This window comes from Leptolyngbya sp. 7M, assembly GCF_018128485.1.
Map to the genome: position 1 here is coordinate 4,952,284 of NZ_CP070897.1, position 17,157 is coordinate 4,969,440.

Below are 17,157 nucleotides of genomic sequence, written 5' to 3' on the forward strand. Positions count from 1 at the left end.
CTCTGAATCATTATACGAAGGGGAAGGCTATCTAAGCAGAGCATCCCACCCAGAATGGCTACGGATTTTTAATGAAACACTGATAATTTCGCTTATAGGGAAGGTTTTAAGTACCTCGGCATAATTAAAAACCAGATTCAAAACCCTGCGCAGCAGGCGGCGCAGGGTTTTGGGTTTTATGTTTAATTATGCTCACCTACCTAGTAGGAGTCAGGAGCCAGAAGTCAGAAGAAGGTTGGGGTGGCGCAATTCAATGGCGATTTATCCGGCTGGTTCACTGGTGCATCAGTAGGCCGGGGCCGGGGTTAGTAAGATTAACTGCTGCTGCTGAAGTGCTCGCACGGTATCGAGACTCAGTTCAACTTCCTGCAAAATTTCCCCAACCGTGCGGGTTTGATTGCCGTCGCAGGCTTTGAGAAACTGCCATTCAGCCTCGCTGAGATTGACCAGCTGGTAGTCGTAGTTGAACAGGGTGCGGCTGTCCCATCCCTCCATGCAGGGGCTACGGTCTGGAATGGCCGCCAGTAGAGCGGCGTCAGAAGACCAGTCGCATCGAGGCAATGGCGGACGGGCGAGGAAAAATTCGTAGTGGGCGATGGTTTCCGGATCAAGCAGTTCGATCAAGCGGTAGCGCTGGCGATCGGTGAGGGTAGCAGCTCGTTCCATCAGATCAGGAGCTTTGGCCAGCAGGCGTTCGAGCTGCCAGACCTTGGGATTGGAGAAACCAACAAACTCTAAACCAGAAGGGATTGCAGCGTTGCCGGCTTTTCACGTCGGGCGGGAGATTCTTGTAGGTTTTTTTCTAGCAGCTCGGCCTGGGGAGAACCAGATTCTTCGCCTTCTCCAATCAAGGACGGATCGGTCGTGAAGATCGACTCTTCGTAACCTGTAGCCTGTTCGTAGGCGGCTCGATATTGTTGCTGTTGTTCTCGCTGCTCATAGTGCTGTTCCACAATATTGATCAGCTGGAAATAGAGCGCAAAAGCACGGGCAGCTCGAATGGCTTCATTTAAATCCAGATTCTCGATCAGTCTCAGCACTTCGGCAGCGGCAGCTTCTGCTGCTTCACTTTCAGAAGAATGGATCGAGCGCAACTGGCGCAGTAAATCTACCAAGGTTTGTCCACATTCCTGCTGAAGAACCAGTTCCCACAGATCCTCAACAATCCTGAGGCGATGGCGCAAAAACAGATCCGAAGTCGAGTCAGGGGTCAACGCTGGGATAGTTTTCTCCTCAATTACTGTATTAGCACTAGAGCGAAAAGCATCGTCTGAGGATTGGAGGGTTGAACTCATAGTTTATCCTGGCAAGATCATTCGATAATTCTATGGTGTTTGCTAGAGCAAATCTAGATGTTTGCGTTCATTGCAAAATTCTGTTGCATCCTAAAAAACAAAGCTTTAGAAGCATAAAATTGCGCTGGTTCTCTTCTAAAACCAACCAATAACCATTTAGAATTGGTGGTCCATTTCTTTAGCTAATTCTTCGGCTAAAACTGCATATTTGGCAATTAATTGACAATCAAATATAGGCTTAAATGGCCTTAGAGCGAAAGCCATAGCAGCACGCATACGATAGAATGAATTTGTTTTTTGTATCAAAAACTACGTGATTGTAATTGTTTGAGTTTAGAGTCATAGTAATCGCTGCATTGCATCATTTAAACTGATGGAGCCACACTGATAAAGTTACTAGTTTCTCAGCGGGTTTCCATGAAACAGGACCTAACTCAATTAAGCGCTTACCTTAAGTTAAGTGCCTGCAAAAGAGCAGCCGAGTAGAGGATCTACTCTCTAAACCTGCCACCAACTGATTTAGGGTGGGTTGAGATTTTGCTTGTCAATTGGCTGCCTACTCATCTTCTGCCGCATTTCTGCCAGTTGCATCATCGCCTATGCCACCTGCTTTGGGTCAAGTTTTTGCCTATACATACAGCGATCCCCTGCTAGAAGTTGTGCCTGATGCATCCATTTGGGGATGGGAAGTGGACCGGGTGTACCAAGACCAAGGCACGCGACAGCAGTTACAGCAGCTCTTGCAAGATTGTCGCACTGAATCTGTCGCTTATCTACTGGTGCGGCATCTCAACGAGTTGGGCGACTCCCTGACTGCTATTCGGGCCATCTTAGCCAAGCTAGAGGCGCTACAAATCCAGCTGATCACAACCGAAGATGCGATTGGCCTCGCTGAACCATCGATCTGCCCTTCGGATCTAATGCAATTGTTTCAGACGATCCAAACCCAGCAGCAGCGTCAACAACTCCGCCGGGGCCATGCCCGCAACCGCCTCAAAGCCCTACCTCCACCAGGCAGAGCACCCTATGGCTACCGCCGTGGCAAAGACCGCTATGCGTTAGATCGGAGTACGGCTCCCGTGGTGAAGGATTTTTTCGATCACTTTTTGCTGTACGGCTCACTCAGGGGCAGCGTTCGCTATTTGCAGAAAAAATATAGCAAGAAAATCTCAGTTTCGACTGGCAAGCGCTGGTTGACTAGCCCGGTGTATCGGGGTGACTTAGCGGAACAGCAGGGAATTGTCCGTCGTCCGATTATTCCGGCTGACTGTCAGCACAATGCTCATATCTACTACCTGCTGGTGGAAAACCTGGAGGTCCGCACAGCCCTGATTGCCCATCTCAAGCGCAAAGGCATCCAATCGACCTTCCACTATGTACCGCTACACAGTGCCCCCGCTGGCCTCAAGTACGGTCGAGCAACTGGAGAGTTGTCTGTCACGGACGACTTAAGCGATCGCTTGATTCGGTTGCCATTAGGGGCAGGTATGACCTTAACCGAAGCTAAATACGTCAGCGAAGAAGTGCTGGCATTTTTTAACCAGCAAAGCTAAAAGCCAAGGTCGCTAAGCTGATTCTAAGCGCTTAGGTGACGACTCTTGACACCGCGACGATCAATCTGGAAAGGATGGGTCGTCGTTTTTGATTTGAGAGGTTTAAAACGAGATAATTCAGTTTCTTACCCTTGCTAACCTCTGCCAAACAGGCGCTTCAGTGGGTTTGACGCAATTTGCCCTATCCCTCGCGATTGATGGCGTTGAGCCGCTTGCACCGGGTCTGGATCGGTGAGAATCTGAATCGCACGGTCGCGAAGTTTAGCACTGCGATCTTGATTGGTGGAAACGAGGGTTGCTTCCTGTTCGCCTTCGCTTTGAGTATCTGATAGAGCGACCTGGTAGGCTTGATTTAAACTAGGTAGGCTGGCTGCGATTACAGGAAGTTCGACAATCCGGGTTTCCAAGTTTTGACTAATGGCCTGGAGCTGGTTCTGTAATCCTGCTGGCAAGGATTCTTCTTGCTGAGCCAAGGCGGTCACAAACGCTGTAAGGATTTTTTCTTGTTGAGGGTTTAAGGAAGACATGATTGTAAAAAGATTTCAGTGCGAAAAAACAGTTAGAAAGGACCGTTTATTTGATAGTAAAAAACTTTGTGAGTTTTGATCTCAGAGGCTAACATAAATCCAACTTTTGAAAGGTTCAGCACCCATCAACAGAACGGTTCCACCCCAGAGGCACAATCGAGCGATACCTCTATCGAGAGAGGCATTGGCAATGATTTGTTTCACTCTCGGTAATCGGAGAAGTTGCAACGTTACGGCTCAGCTTCAGCAGTGGTTATGTGACACAAAGTCGTCAAAGAAGAACGAGGAATATCTTCGCGACGAGTATTTTGGGTCAGAGGCTTGGACGCAGCAGTACTGATTCCAAGCCTCAAATCGCAATCTTGCTCAGGGTCGAACCTCTTTCTTCCGATAGGTTGCAACAACTGAACGATTACGGAAGATTAAAACATCAGACCTGCCACGTGTGCATTAGTAATGGCATTCCAGCATTAATCAGAGCCTTTTTAATATCAGGAGTGGAATATGACAAGCCCACTAGAAGAAAAACAAACTCATCAGCAAATTGAGCAAATTAAAACAGATCTACGCAAAGCGCAGCAAGAAGGCCAGTTAAGAACCGAGCGAATTCGCGAAATTGTACGGGATGCAGTGGCGCAGGTAGCAGGCGAAGTTAAACAAGGGTCGGGTGAAATTCAAGTGCTGGCAAAGGAAGCCCTAAATGTTGTAATTGAAACGCTTCAGGGGCGAGGGAAGGAACTCCGAGATGATTTGGCCGCCTCGATCGAAGGCATCATTGATGGCATTAGCCATGCACGTCGTGATGCCATCAATCAATCTCAAGCTGAAGTTAATCAACTCCAGGCTCAAATTCAGCAGCAGGAAGAGCAGCTTAATGCCGAAATTGAAGGAACCCTAACCGAGCTTGAAACTGATGCTCTCCAAAGAACATTGCCGTCGTCCTCATGTCCTTTCATCAATCGGATACAGCCAGCGGGCTTTCGCTCGCCGGTTGTGCGCCTGAGCTGGCTTCTGCCGCCCGCGGCCTCTTGGCCCGCAAGGGCTGGGATGGGCCGGTAGCTCAGTTGGTTAGAGCGCACCCCTGATAAGGGTGAGGTCGGAGGTTCGAATCCTCCTCGGCCCACCATCTTGTCTGGTTAAGGGGCCTTAGCTCAGCTGGGAGAGCGGTTGCTTTGCAAGCATCAGGTCATCGGTTCGATCCCGATAGGCTCCACCAGGCACGTCATGCGCGGCACCGCGCGGGCAGATATCCGATTGTATGAAAACACGAGATCCGGCTCGGCCGGTAGTGGGGGATTTGCCCCCGCGCTCTTTGACATTGTGAATGGGTTTTTAAATCGATGCCGTGGCGGCATTGTGCGTTGGCTTTCGGGCCGGTGTGCGATGTCATCACAAGATCAACCAACAAGTTGATTATCTGGCTGAGATATTCCTCCATGCCTATCACAGCGCAGTCTTTATGCAGGGCTGTCGTTGATGGTGTGGATTCTCAAGCGTGAGGTAAGAGCATTTGGTGGATGCCTTGGCATGTACAGGCGAAGAAGGACGTGGCACGCTGCGATAAGCGTCGGGGAGTTGTGAGCAAACTTTGATCCGGCGATTTCCGAATGGGGAAACCCACCCTCACCATTTCCTCTGTTGTTCCTTCTGGAACCGCAGAAGAGGTGGATAGGGTATCACCTTAGTGAATATATAGCTTTGGTGAAGCGAACCCGGGGAACTGAAACATCTCAGTACCCGGAGGAAAAGACATCAACCGAGATTCCGTTAGTAGTGGCGAGCGAACGCGGACCAGGCCAGTGCCTTCATTTCAACTAGCAGAACACTCTGGAAAGTGTGGCCGTAGCGGGTGACAGCCCCGTATGCGAAAGTGATGATGAAGGACTCGAGTAGGGCGGGACACGTGAAATCCTGTCTGAACATGGGGGGACCACCCTCCAAGCCTAAATACTCGTACATGACCGATAGCGAACACAGTACCGTGAGGGAAAGGTGAAAAGCACCCCGATTAGGGGAGTGAAACAGTACCTGAAACCGAATGCTTACAAGCAGTGGGAGCTCCTTTAGGGAGTGACCGCGTACCTCTTGCATAATGGGTCAGTGACTTAGTGTATCATGCAAGCTTAAGCCGTTAGGTGTAGGCGCAGCGAAAGCGAGTCTGAATAGGGCGACTGAGTATGATGCATTAGACCCGAACCCCGGCGATCTAGGCATGGCCAGGTTGAAGGTGCGGTAACACGCACTGGAGGACCGAACCGGTGAATGTTGAAAAATTCTCGGATGAGCTGTGTTTAGGGGTGAAAGGCCAATCAAGCCGGGAAATAGCTGGTTCTCCGCGAAATCTATTGAGGTAGAGCGTCGGACGTATGCCGATGGGGGTAGAGCACTGGATGGGCTAGGGCTGCGCGAGCGGTACCAAACCTAACCAAACTCCGAATACCATCGAGTCTTATCCGGCAGACAGACGGCGGGTGCTAAGGTCCGTCGTCAAAAGGGAAACAGCCCTAACCTACAGCTAAGGTCCCCAAGTCATCACTAAGTGGGAAAGCATGTGGGAATCCCAAAACAACCAGGAGGTTGGCTTAGAAGCAGCCATCCTTTAAAGAAAGCGTAACAGCTCACTGGTCTAAATAAGGGTTCCTGCGGCGAAGATGTAACGGGGCTAAAGTGATGCACCGAAGCTTAGGGTATCCTGGTATTTGACCACACTCAACCCCTTACGCGATCGGACGGGCAGGATCTATCGCATTGTTGGCACGGCCTTCGATATCACCGACCGTAAACGGGCCGAAGCCGCACTGCAACAGGCCAACCTGGAGCTAGAAAGCCGCGTCGAAGCCCGCACAGCTGAACTGAGGCAGGCCAAAGAAGCCGCGGAAGCCGCCAGCCTTGCTAAAAGCACCTTTCTAGCCAACATGAGTCACGAGTTGCGCACGCCACTCAATGCCATCCTGGGCTTCAGCCAATTGATGACGAGGGATCCGTCTCTCACGCTGGAACAGCAGCAGCAGCTTGGCATCATCAACCGCAATGGTGAACATCTGCTCACCCTGATCAACGATATTTTAGAGATGTCTAAGATCGAGGCAGGGTGGACTGTTCTAAACCCGAACAATCTCGACCTCTATCGATTGCTCCATAGCGTAGAAGAAATGTTTCGCCTTAAAGCCAGTTCTAAGGGCTTGAATCTGGTAGTTGAGCGGGCCATTGATGTTCCCCAGTTCATCTACACCGATGAAGGAAAACTGCGTCAAGTTCTGATCAACTTACTGGGAAATGCGATTAAGTTCACGTCATCTGGCTGTGTGATGCTACGAGTCTTCTGGCATTCTCAAACCCAATCAACGAATCAATTAGAAAATCAGCCTGAAGATATTGACGCTAATAATTCTCAATCGATATCGGAACTTGCTGCATTTACCTCATCTCTTTGGTTTGAAGTGGAAGATACCGGTCCAGGCATCAATCCACCCGAACTTGATCGCCTGTTTGAACCCTTTGTGCAGACCGAGTCGGGTCGCCGCTCACAGGAAGGTACAGGATTGGGTTTACCGATCAGCCGCCAGTTTGTTCATTTAATGGGCGGGGAATTAACTGTGCAGAGTCAACTGGGGAAAGGCAGTATTTTTCGCTTTCATATTCCCACTCAGCAGGTAGAGGAGGCAACCCCTCAGCTTGAATTAGCCGATCGGCGTGTAATTGGCTTAGCTCCTGGTCAACCGCAATATCGCATTCTGGTGGTAGAAGATAACTGGGCTAACCGTCAGCTTCTAGTTGATTTGCTGGTGCTGATTGGCTTTGAGGTGCAAACTGCCACAAACGGTCAGGAAGCGATTGAGATGTGGCGGACCTGGCTACCGCATCTGATCTGGATGGATATCCGCATGCCGCTGCTAGATGGTTATGAAGCAACCCAACGAATTCGAGCCGAGATTGCCAATCGACCGTCTCCTCAGCCCAGCACGGTAATTATTGCCCTCACCGCAAGCGCTTTTGAGGAAGACCGGCTAGCTATTCTTGGGGCTGGCTGTGATGATTTTGTGCGTAAGCCCGTACCTGAACGCATGCTTTTAGAAAAAATAGCCCAATATTTGAACGTGCAGTACATCTATGCCAACCCTGCCTTTGGTGCAATCACCCATCTACCGAACAAGCCGACTGCACTCACTGATGTGGCCCTTGAGCCGATGTCGGACCAGCTATCTAAGATGCCCATTACTTGGATCGAACAACTGCATCGAGCTGCTCAAATTGCCGATGAAGAAATGATTTTGCAGCTAATCGAAGAGATTCCAGCTGCTCAGGGTCAAATGGCTAATACGCTGCGAGAGCTAGTGCATCACTTCCGCTTAGAGCAAATCATTCAAATTACCCAAGCGAAGGTAGATAGGGAAGCTGATCCGGAAGACTTTAATATATAACGCGGTGTGCAACTTACTTAAAACCCCGATCGGTGCTGCTCCGAAATCGTCTGCTGAGTTCGCGTGAAGGTGCGATAGCTAATCGCCCCAACCGTCAGCACAACCACTAGCAGCAGCAGAACTGTAGTTGGCAGCACAAATCCAGCCTTAGCTCGGCGAGGGCGGCTACGGGTAATGAGTAATCCACGCAAGAGCCAACTCACAAGTCCCTTGATCAGCCTATGAGTCGTGCGATTCATTTGCCGGAGAAGCGTTTGGGCGGCCCTGATTACCTTTCGAGTTGACATAGGTGTTTTCTGTCAAATGGATACTGAGACGGCAGATACCAGGATTTGATGTTAGAAATTTAATGCAAGAATCGATAGAAACTTAAACTGATTGCACACCAAATATAGGGATATACGCAGGATGCTCAGACATGGGTTGCCAATTCACCTAAAAGTTTACAGGCTGCCCCTCCCCTGAACGATCACTGCCCTAATCATTCAACGCTGCACCATCAGATGACATCAACAGAGAATCCACGATAATTAAAACAAGCTGAAACTACCAATAGCGCCAACTAGCTCATGGTAGGAGTACGGGGTAAACAGAAACTAGAGAACACCCCAACCTTCAAGGCTTCATGATTCCCACTCACAGGAGAGAAACGATCATCTTGCCTGGAAAAAATGCTGCTAATTTTTAGCACTTTTTCCCAGCCTGATTACTAGCGTTCCAAACGCTTTCCAAGCTAATTTTTGCGGCTGTCTAATCACCCGATCCGATCGTTTGTAATTCCTTATACAGCTCGATTGCTTCTACGACCAAGGGACTTAGATTCGTCCAGGCAACACAGGTAAACACTTGTAAGAGATTATACCAAAGTTATTTTTGTAGGCTTTTACGCAGAAATAACTAGTCACACAAAAATAAAAAGACAGCCTTGGATCAGCTGTCTTTGAAACTATATAGAACAAAGTTGAACAAACAGCACAAAAACCTGTGCTCCTATAGCTCTTACAACTTACTGAGATCAATTCCAGCCTCTTTTGCCATCGCATACAACCCCTTCCGTTCCAATGTTTTGATGGCTCTAGTTGAGAGGCGCAATTTAACCCAACGCTTCTCTTGAGGAAACCACACCCGCTTTTCCTGCAAATTGGCTTCTTGCAGCTTTTTGGTCCGGCGGTGCGAGTGAGAAATCGCAAAAGCGTTGTTCGCTTGCTTACCCGTGAGTGTACATTTACGCGCCATAATTTGATTGCAAAAAATGAATAAACACAATCCTCCATTATACAGGCTACTATAGCGAGATAGTAAAGTCTATTAATGAAATGTGTCGAATGACGTTAACCCACTGTATTTCAGACTACCTGAATTACAATGGGGAGTTGAGCAAATAGAGTCTAGTCAGGCAGCTTGGAAGTCTCAAATGTGAGAGCCTCAAACAAAAGCAAAAAGACCAAGACTGGATTAGCTTGTTTGGGACCTAGCAAACTTGGTTTTGTTTATCGGATTCGGTCTTCAAGTTTGAATATCTGCGCTGCCTCATTTGGCACTAGGAGAAATTTTGCAATGTTGGAACTCTGGTCGAGAGTCATCCACTTTTTTAAGCCGATCTTTCTGCCCGTAGGGCAGTTACAGCTACCATCCCTTGCTGGAACCTACGAGGTTTTAAGTTCAGCTTCCGTAGACGAGCTGTGGAGCAAAGTGGTCAACCTCGCTGATGTATCCTGGCATCCCTTACTTGCCAAAACCAATGTACCTTACGGGCTAATTCCCAAACCAGGCTTAATTTACCAAGCCGTGAGCCGCTTTTTTCCCATCCGACTCAGGCTATTGCCCCCGGTACCGTGTTTATGCCGATGCACTGGGGTTCGCTCTGGGCCGATGACGCCGAGGTGAATGCCCTCACCCATCCGGAATCGTGCCCTGCTTCTCGCCAGCCTGAGCTAAAAGCCTGCGCCGTTCAGGTCAAACCAATTGCGATTGCCGAAGCTGCCGATCAAGAGTGCTTGCCCCAAACCACGTCGATTGGCTCCTCGGTGTAGTCTCGTGGGTTGCTACCGCCCCATCTCCGCCATAATAGAATGAGAAGCAGTTTACATTCCTTCATCATGGCGAAAGACCTGCGGGACTATCTGAACTACATCGAACAGCGGGGGCAGTTGCGGCGCATCCAGGCGCTGGTAGATCCCAATCTAGAAATTGCCGAAATTGCCAATCGGATGCTGCAACAAGGCGGACCGGCCCTGCTGTTTGAGAATGTCAAGGGATCCCCCTATCCAGTCGCGGTCAATGTCATGGGCACAGTGGAACGAGTCTGCTGGGGCCTAGGTATGGAGCACCCGGCAGAATTAGAGGAACTGGGCAAAAAGCTAGCAATTCTCTACCAGCCGCGTCCGCCCAAAAAGCTTTCCCAGGCGATTGAGCTAGGGAAGGTGCTGTTTGATGTAGTAAAGGCCAAACCGGGCCGGGATTTTCTGCCGAGTTGTCAGCAGGTGGTGCTCAAGGACGAGGCCGTTGATTTAACCCAACTGCCGCTGCTGCGGGTGTATCCCGGCGATGCCGACAAGGTGATTACGCTAGGATTGATGATCACTAAAGATCCAGAAAACAAGATTGTGAACGTTGGCGTATATCGTCTTCAGCTCCAGTCGAAGAACACGATGACGGTACAGTGGCTCTCGGTGCGGGGTGCGACTCGTCACTTACGCAAAGCTGCCGAGCGGAGACAAAAGCTAGAGGTGGCGGTGGCAATCGGGGTGCATCCGTTGATCATCTTAGCGGCAGCCACGCCTTTGCCGGTTGATTTGTCCGAGTGGCTGTTTGCTGGCATCTACGGCGGTTCAGGTGTGCCGTTAGCCAAATGTAAGACCGTAGATTTGGAAGTTCCAGCCGATTCAGAATTTGTCCTAGAAGGCACGATCACACCAGGAGAGACAGGAATCGATGGTCCAGCTGGCGATCACATGGGTTATTACGGTGGCGTCAACGAAAAAGCGCCTTTAATTCACTTCCACTGCATGACTCACCGCAAGAATCCGATCTACCTGACGACGTTTAGCGGTCGTCCGCCGAAAGAAGATGCCATGATGGCGATTGCACTCAACCGCATCTATACGCCGATTCTGCGTCAGCAAGTTCCAGAAATTGTCGATTTCTTTTTGCCGATGGAAGCCTTGAGCTACAAAGCGGCGGTAATCTCAATTGACAAAGCCTATCCCGGTCAGGCGCGGCGGGCGGCATTGGCATTTTGGAGTGCCTTGCCCCAGTTCAGCTACACCAAATTTGTGATCGTGGTGGACAAAGACATCAACATCCGCGATCCGCGTCAGGTGGTCTGGGCCATTACCTCCAAGGTAGACCCAGCCAGAGATGTGTTCATTTTGCCCGATAACCCATTTGACTCACTCGACTTTGCCACCGAAAAGCGGGGCCTAGGCAGCAAAATGGGCATCGATGCCACCACGAAAATCTATCCTGAAACTGATCGTCCTTGGGCCGACATGTTACTGCCCGATCCCGATACGGCTGCGATGGTGGAGCGCCGCTGGGTTGAGTATGGTTTGGCCGATTTGCAGCTTCGCGAGGTCGATAATTCGATTAGACGATCAATGGGGTGTGGGTATGTTGCCCACCGCAAGCGTCTCGCTTGCACTACAAATCATTCAAAAATCATTCAAAAATCATTCAAAAATTGTTCAAACAATTTAGATGGACTGATTTAATGCGGCGATTGCGTTGATTAAGGTGTTTCTATGCTGTTGCTTGTAATGTTCTAAATTGGATTTCGTGGTGGGTAATTGACCATGATCTTTAAGCCCCTAAGTTGTCTCATGAAGTATCTTGTCGCTGTGTAAGCAGACTGGTGTAAGCAGACCGGTGTAAGCAGACCGGTGTAAGCAGACTGGTGTAAGCAGACCGACAAACTGAAAGACTGTAAACCAAAATGATTTTGCAATTGAATTGAAGCCAAGCGGCATCTGTTCTGCCTTCGCTGAGTCGGTTACAGATGGGCTGCTGCCCTGCTTTCTGCCTGCTCCTGGTTTGATTTCTGTTTGCTGCTGCCTTCTGCTTCCTCACTCTATTGCTCTTCCGAGACCAATCTGTTACTGTGCCAATTGAGGATTTACTCGGCAAACTTGCTAAAACTGAGCTGTACACCACGTTGGGATGACTGGATGAAAGCAATGGGCCAGCCAAATCGAATTCTGATTCTCTTTGCCCATCCTGCCTTGGAGAAGTCACGTATTAATCGGCAGTTGATTAGGGCAGCTCGCGAAACGGATTCGATTACCATTCACGATCTATATGAGCACTATCCCAATTTCCACATCAATGTGAAGCGGGAGCAGGAGTTGCTGCTGGCCCATGACATTATTGTGTTTCAACATCCCTTCTATTGGTACAGCAGTCCAGCGATCTTGAAGGAATGGCAAGATCTGGTTTTGGAGTATGGCTTTGCCTACGGTCATAACGGCACGGCCCTGCAGGGAAAAAAAGTGCTTTCGGCCATTACCACCGGCGGCAGCAAACAAGCTTATTGCCGACAGGGACACAACTACTTTACTGTCCGCGAACTGTTGACGCCCTTTGAGCAAACGGCTCGCCTCTGTGGCATGGAGTATCTACCGCCGTTTGTGATTCATGGCACCCATCAACTGCGGGAAGCCGATCAAATTGCTTTGTGTGTGGAGGAGTATCGCACCGCAATCGCGGCTTTGCGCGACGATGTAGTTGATTGGCAGCAATTGCCGCGACATCTATACCTGAATCATTATTTGTATGCGAACAAGCTAACGAATAATCCAGTGAATCATCCAGTGGAGCCATCCCTGCATGTCCAATGAGAATTTGTTTTTTCAGGCGTTTGTGTATCTGACGGCTGCCGTGATCACAGTGCCCATCTCTAAACGCTTGGGGTTGGGGTCAGTGCTGGGATATCTGATTGCCGGGGTGATCATCGGTCCGTTTGGCTTGCGCTTGGTGGGGCAAGAAGGTCAGGATGTGATGCGCTTCGCTGAGTTTGGTGTGGTGATGATGCTGTTTCTGGTGGGCCTACAGCTTCAGCCGGATTTGCTGTGGCGAATGCGAATGCCGATTGTGGGCCTAGGCGGGTTGCAGATGATCGCCAATGTTGTGCTGCTATCGGGGGTGGGTCTGCTGCTGGGACTGTCGTGGCAAACGGCTCTAGCCATCTCCCTGATCCTGCCGCTCTCTTCCACGGCGATTGGTGTCCAAACCCTGACCGAACGGGGACTGATGCGAACGCCGGGAGGCCAGTCTGCTTTTTCGGTATTGCTGTTTCAGGCAGTGGCGGTGATTCCGATTCTGGCGCTGCTGCCCCTACTGGCGGCAAATCCGGCCTGTCAAAGCGATCGGGATATTTTTGGGGATTATTGCGGCTAGTGTGCCGCTGCTGTCGTTCAAAAGCTATGTTCAGGACCGGCTAGGTTTGCAGTGGCGTTACTGGTTGACAGAACGATTCATGCATCAGTATTTCGCCAATCAAACCTTTTATCAGCTATCTGCCCAAACCAAAATTGATAATCCCGATCAGCGCATTAGTGAAGATGTTCGCAGTTTTACACAGCAATCATTATCACTACTCGTGATTGGCTTTGATTCTATCGTTCAACTAATTGGTTTCGCCGGTGTGCTCTGGATAATTTCTAAATCATTACTAGTAATATTGCTCACCTATGCGATTGTGGGGACGGGCATCGCCACATTTCTGTTTGGTCGGATCCTTGTGCGTATCAATGCAGAACAGCTTAAACGCGAGGCTGATTTCCGCTTTGGCTTGATCCGGATTCGAGAAAATGCCGAGTCGATTGCCCTCTACCGAGGACAGCACCGCGAGCTAAATGCAATGCAGCAGCAGTTTCTCCAGGTTATTCAAAACTTTAACCGTTTGATTCGCTGGCAGTTTAATTTAACCATTTTTCAAAATAGCTATCAGTACGTTACCTTTATCCTTCCTTTTATCGTTTTAGCTCCGCGTATCTTTTCTGGAGAATTGGAGATCGGCGTTGTTAGCCAGTCGCAGGCTGCCTTTGAGCGCATTGGCCTAGCCCTTGGACTGGTGATTACCCAGTTTGATCAACTTACCGCTCTGGCTGCTAGTGTTGACCGTTTAGACCATCTCCAAACGGCAATTCAGACTCCACGACCCATCACCCAGCAGATTCAGATACTGGAAGGCACACCGCTGGCCTTTCAGCAGGTCACGCTCTACGTGCCAGATGGTTCCAGAAGGCTGATCGAAGACTTGTCAACTGCGGTTTTGCCCGGTTCTGCTCTGTTGATTATGGGCGAAAGTGGGGTCGGAAAAAGTTCGCTGCTGCGAGCCGTAGCTGGACTGTGGTCTACGGGTTCGGGATGCATTATCCGCCCCGCTACGCAAAACCTGCTATTCTTGCCCCAGCGCCCCTATATGATTTGGGGTTCGCTCCGCCAACAGTTGCTTTATCCTCGCCTGTCGCCCCACTCTGATCAGCAATTGATGCAGATCTTACAGCAGGTCAACTTATCCCACTTGATTAATAACGGTCTCAATAACGGTCTCAATAACGGTCTCAGTAACGGTCTCAATAACGGTACAACCAGCACTGGTTTAGACAGCATTACAGACTGGGCAAAACGGCTCTCCTTGGGAGAACAGCAGCGGCTAGCCTTTGCCCGTTTGCTGCTGGCCCAACCCCTCTACGCCCTGCTCGATGAAGCGACTAGTGCCCTCGATGTGGCTCAGGAAACACACCTCTATACGCTACTGCAAACGACCTCTATTTCTTTCATTAGCGTCGGGCATCGATCGACGTTGCTGAATTACCATCAGCAGGTGCTATACCTCAAGCGAGATCAAACCTGGCAGTTGCGCAGAATATAACCATTTGAAAGTACTGTATGCATTAATATGAACATTGCTCGAAATAGGTCTATCCCTGCTTGGTTGAATCTATGGCGTCCCTTTTGGCGGGTTGCTGCCCCCTACTGGCAGTCATCGGAAAAGTGGGGAGCGGTGGTCTTGTTGCTGCTGTTGTTCGGGTTGGGGCTGATTAGTGCTGGGCTGCTCGTCTTAGTCAGTTTGTTTCTAGGAGAAGTAACGTCGGCATTGGCAGCGCAGGAGCGCGAGCGCATTAGATTAATGAAATCGTCTCTGATCTCACGTCCACCACGAGTGGGATTTCCAGCGATTGGTAACAGAATAGGATGCGGGGATACCACAATTCCATCTTGACCGATGAAAAATCAGATGGCGCGAAACCATCAGCAAAACCATCAGCAAAACCATCAGCAAAACCATCAACAATGGTGGCAGGGGCTGGGCACAGACTTTTGGCTGACTTTACCCGTCTTAGCCATCTTGTTCTGGTTCGGCTGTAGTTGGATGACGGCTCAGGTGCTGAGTCGGCCCTACGATACAAAAGAGAAATTAGAAGCTGACACTCAGCTAGAGGTGCGGGTAGCGGCCAACGTAGCCACGATTAAGGCTCTGATCAACCGGGCTGAAGGCATCACTCAGGTCGAGGTCCAAACCAGCGACTCCACATTGAGAAAACTAGAGTTCGAATTTCCTGTGACTGAGCCAAATCAGCTAGAAGCCACGATTGCGCAAGAGTTGGGCCTCTCTCGTGCTGATGTTCGCAAGCTAGTGCGCTACCAAATTATGGACTAGCCGAATCTCCCATCACCAAACCCGTCAGCAGCAACTGCCAAACCTGGTCAAAGTCTGCGTCGATCTCTGGCTCACTCCATGTTCCAGCATGAGCTGGATGATGAAACCGAATCGTGGCGTTGAACACCGCTCTGGCGGCCTGGTCAGCATCTGCAACCCGAAACTCCTGACTGGCGATCCCACTGCGAATAATTTGGGCTACCTGTTGCACCAGCTCGTCTACATGGGCTTGAACGACGTTTCGAGCTGCTTCGGCAATGGCGGAATAGGTGGCAAATAGCTCCGGATCTTCCAGCACTTTCTGTCGTTTCAGAGTCATGAGTTGCTTGAACCAAGCATGCAGCCGTGCTACCGCAGGCCCTTCGGCTGCCGCAATCTGGGCTAAAGGAGTGGAAACCCGATGCAGCCAGCGTTCAGCCACCGCATCCCGCAGGGCTGCCTTACTGGAGAAATGGCGGTAGATCGAGCCGTGACTGATATCCAAGAAGCGGGCCACATCTACTACCGATGCCTTGGTGGGGCCATACCGCCGCAACACTTCTTCCGCTGCATCGAGGATCCGCTCTGGGGTCAGCGCCGAGTCATTCATGCAATCGTTCTATTACCTCTCACTATCCAGCATCGCCATCTGTCCAGCATCATAGCGATCGCCTGCTACCGCCTCTGGGGGGATGGCCGCCTCGATCTGAGCCAGATCGGCCTGACTCAAGTGTAGCTCTAGGGCACCCAGGGCTTCGGTCAACCGCTCGCGGCGTCTCGCTCCAATCAACGGAATCAGATCGGTGCCGCGCGACAGCACCCAGGCAATCGCAACTTGGGCCACGGTGGCATTGTGAGTATGGGCAATGTGGCGCAGAGCCTCCACCAGCGATAGATTGCGCTGCAAATTTTCGCCCGAAAACCGGGGCAAATGGCTGCGAAAATCCTGCATCGTTTGTGAGCGTTCGGTAGACCAGTGGCCGCTCAGCAACCCCCGTGAAAGTACCCCATAGGCGGCCACCGCAATTCCCAATTGGCGAACCGTAGGCAAGATTTCGGCCTCGATGCCCCGACTCAGCAGCGAGTATTCAATTTGCAGCCAAGCAATCGGATGCACAGCATGGGCACGGCGAATCGTCTCCGCGCCCACTTCCGAGAGGCCAATGTGTCGCACATAGCCAGCTTGCACCATTTCGCTAATCGCCCCGATCGTGTCTTCAATCGGCACGGTGGGATCGAGGCGGGCCGGTACTCGGAGAAGCTGGAAGAGGGCTGGGTGAGGGAATAGGGGAACTGGGGCTGCCTGATTCTGGACTGCTACTTCTTGCCAACGCGTCCAGAATCAGGACTGGCATCAGCCGCTCTAGCTCCTCGTTCCATCCAGACCGGAGTGGAGGTACGGGTGTCGGTTGCGGTTGCGGAGAAGTTGCGTCAGGGGACGGATCAGGCAGATTGTCATAGGGCAGAGTTTCCCTAGGGTTTGGGGTTTGGGGAGGAGCCTCCCTGCGGAAGATATTGTCTGGCAGAATCGGACGTCGCTCAGGCGAGAGGAGACGGTTACCTAGGAGAATCAGCACTACCATCAAAGCACTGATCCCAATCAGACGGGCATTGCGGCTGAGCAAATTCACCCTGGAAAAGGCGTAGAAGATAAGAGCTATACCAGCAGCGCCGACTAATATTAACAACGGGTCAACCACAGCCGCTCCTCCCCCGATT

Annotated in this window: 19 protein-coding genes, 2 tRNA genes and 1 other annotated feature; of the genes, 13 read left to right on the top strand and 8 right to left on the bottom strand. The window is 50.6% G+C overall.

What is annotated here, in order from left to right; all coding sequences use genetic code 11:
• Nucleotides 1-285: 285 nt before the first annotated feature.
• Nucleotides 286-666, bottom strand: coding sequence for a hypothetical protein (locus tag JVX88_RS25605; protein ID WP_211621460.1), 381 nt, complete (start codon nucleotides 664-666; stop codon nucleotides 286-288).
• A gap of 68 nt (nucleotides 667-734) precedes the next feature.
• On the bottom strand, nucleotides 735-1,295 hold the full coding sequence (locus JVX88_RS25610; protein WP_211621461.1) for a phosphoenolpyruvate carboxylase: 561 nt from the start codon (nucleotides 1,293-1,295) through the stop codon (nucleotides 735-737).
• Nucleotides 1,296-1,894: 599 nt separating this feature from the next.
• Between JVX88_RS25610 and JVX88_RS25615 the strand changes: the two genes are divergently transcribed.
• Nucleotides 1,895-2,848, top strand: a complete 954-nt coding sequence (locus JVX88_RS25615; RefSeq protein WP_211621462.1) for a DegT/DnrJ/EryC1/StrS family aminotransferase — start codon at nucleotides 1,895-1,897, stop codon at nucleotides 2,846-2,848.
• Between the two features lie 134 nt (nucleotides 2,849-2,982).
• Here JVX88_RS25615 and JVX88_RS25620 read toward each other — a convergent pair whose 3' ends face one another.
• A complete protein-coding gene (locus tag JVX88_RS25620; RefSeq protein WP_211621463.1) occupies nucleotides 2,983-3,375 on the bottom strand; it encodes a hypothetical protein in 393 nt (130 codons plus the stop codon).
• A 190-nt stretch (nucleotides 3,376-3,565) separates the two neighbouring features.
• Between JVX88_RS25620 and JVX88_RS25625 the strand changes: the two genes are divergently transcribed.
• From JVX88_RS25625 to JVX88_RS25645, 5 genes are all read left to right on the top strand, one after another.
• Nucleotides 3,566-3,715 (top strand): hypothetical protein, encoded by a 150-nt coding sequence (locus JVX88_RS25625; protein ID WP_211621464.1) that lies wholly within the window; start codon nucleotides 3,566-3,568, stop codon nucleotides 3,713-3,715.
• Between the two features lie 164 nt (nucleotides 3,716-3,879).
• Entirely contained in the window at nucleotides 3,880-4,434 is a 555-nt protein-coding gene (locus JVX88_RS25630) for a hypothetical protein (RefSeq protein WP_211621465.1), read from the top strand.
• A tRNA-Ile gene (locus tag JVX88_RS25635) sits at nucleotides 4,425-4,501 on the top strand. Before JVX88_RS25630 ends, JVX88_RS25635 begins: the two co-directional genes overlap by 10 nt.
• A gap of 14 nt (nucleotides 4,502-4,515) precedes the next feature.
• Nucleotides 4,516-4,591 (top strand) — tRNA-Ala (locus tag JVX88_RS25640).
• Nucleotides 4,592-4,862: 271 nt separating this feature from the next.
• Nucleotides 4,863-6,203, top strand: a sequence feature (23S ribosomal RNA rRNA prediction is too short).
• A gap of 87 nt (nucleotides 6,204-6,290) precedes the next feature.
• Nucleotides 6,291-7,796, top strand: a complete 1,506-nt coding sequence (locus JVX88_RS25645) for an ATP-binding protein (protein WP_211621466.1) — start codon at nucleotides 6,291-6,293, stop codon at nucleotides 7,794-7,796.
• 17 nt (nucleotides 7,797-7,813) lie between these two features.
• Here the strand turns inward: JVX88_RS25645 and JVX88_RS25650 are convergent, their stop codons facing one another.
• Together JVX88_RS25650 and rpmB are read right to left on the bottom strand one after the other, a co-directional pair.
• The gene (locus tag JVX88_RS25650; protein WP_211621467.1) at nucleotides 7,814-8,083 is read right to left on the bottom strand and encodes a hypothetical protein; all 270 of its coding nucleotides are present in this window, start codon (nucleotides 8,081-8,083) and stop codon (nucleotides 7,814-7,816) included.
• Between the two features lie 712 nt (nucleotides 8,084-8,795).
• Nucleotides 8,796-9,032 (bottom strand): 50S ribosomal protein L28, encoded by a 237-nt coding sequence (gene rpmB / locus JVX88_RS25655; protein WP_036003890.1) that lies wholly within the window; start codon nucleotides 9,030-9,032, stop codon nucleotides 8,796-8,798.
• Between the two features lie 605 nt (nucleotides 9,033-9,637).
• Here rpmB and JVX88_RS25660 point away from each other — a divergent pair.
• From JVX88_RS25660 to JVX88_RS25690, 7 genes are all read left to right on the top strand, one after another.
• On the top strand, nucleotides 9,638-9,829 hold the full coding sequence (locus tag JVX88_RS25660; protein WP_211621468.1) for a hypothetical protein: 192 nt from the start codon (nucleotides 9,638-9,640) through the stop codon (nucleotides 9,827-9,829).
• Nucleotides 9,830-9,868: 39 nt separating this feature from the next.
• Entirely contained in the window at nucleotides 9,869-11,509 is a 1,641-nt protein-coding gene (locus tag JVX88_RS25665) for a UbiD family decarboxylase (RefSeq protein WP_410503731.1), read from the top strand.
• 462 nt (nucleotides 11,510-11,971) lie between these two features.
• Nucleotides 11,972-12,631 carry an NAD(P)H-dependent oxidoreductase gene (locus JVX88_RS25670; RefSeq protein ID WP_211621469.1) on the top strand — a complete coding sequence of 220 codons (660 nt, stop codon included), beginning with the start codon at nucleotides 11,972-11,974 and terminating at the stop codon, nucleotides 12,629-12,631.
• Entirely contained in the window at nucleotides 12,621-13,190 is a 570-nt protein-coding gene (locus JVX88_RS25675; protein ID WP_211621470.1) for a cation:proton antiporter, read from the top strand. Before JVX88_RS25670 ends, JVX88_RS25675 begins: the two co-directional genes overlap by 11 nt.
• On the top strand, nucleotides 13,171-14,670 hold the full coding sequence (locus tag JVX88_RS25680) for an ABC transporter ATP-binding protein/permease (RefSeq protein ID WP_211621471.1): 1,500 nt from the start codon (nucleotides 13,171-13,173) through the stop codon (nucleotides 14,668-14,670). The genes JVX88_RS25675 and JVX88_RS25680 overlap by 20 nt, the downstream gene beginning before the upstream one ends.
• 27 nt (nucleotides 14,671-14,697) lie before the next feature.
• Nucleotides 14,698-15,021 carry a hypothetical protein gene (locus JVX88_RS25685; protein WP_211621472.1) on the top strand — a complete coding sequence of 108 codons (324 nt, stop codon included), beginning with the start codon at nucleotides 14,698-14,700 and terminating at the stop codon, nucleotides 15,019-15,021.
• Nucleotides 15,022-15,024: 3 nt separating this feature from the next.
• Nucleotides 15,025-15,459, top strand: a complete 435-nt coding sequence (locus JVX88_RS25690; RefSeq protein WP_225931176.1) for a hypothetical protein — start codon at nucleotides 15,025-15,027, stop codon at nucleotides 15,457-15,459.
• On the opposite strand, the gene JVX88_RS25695 is transcribed toward JVX88_RS25690, so the two are convergent.
• Genes JVX88_RS25695 through JVX88_RS25705 form a run of 3 tightly spaced genes read right to left on the bottom strand, consistent with a single transcriptional unit; the run spans nucleotide 15,449 to nucleotide 17,138 of the window.
• Nucleotides 15,449-16,048: a TetR family transcriptional regulator gene (locus JVX88_RS25695; RefSeq protein ID WP_211621473.1), complete on the bottom strand. Its 600-nt coding sequence runs from the start codon at nucleotides 16,046-16,048 to the stop codon at nucleotides 15,449-15,451. The genes JVX88_RS25690 and JVX88_RS25695 overlap by 11 nt on opposite strands.
• A 12-nt stretch (nucleotides 16,049-16,060) precedes the next feature.
• Complete coding sequence (locus JVX88_RS25700) at nucleotides 16,061-16,666, bottom strand: aldo/keto reductase (protein WP_211621474.1); 606 nt, start codon at nucleotides 16,664-16,666, stop codon at nucleotides 16,061-16,063.
• Nucleotides 16,656-17,138, bottom strand: a complete 483-nt coding sequence (locus tag JVX88_RS25705; RefSeq protein ID WP_211621475.1) for a hypothetical protein — start codon at nucleotides 17,136-17,138, stop codon at nucleotides 16,656-16,658. Before JVX88_RS25705 ends, JVX88_RS25700 begins: the two co-directional genes overlap by 11 nt.
• Nucleotides 17,139-17,157: the final 19 nt, after the last annotated feature.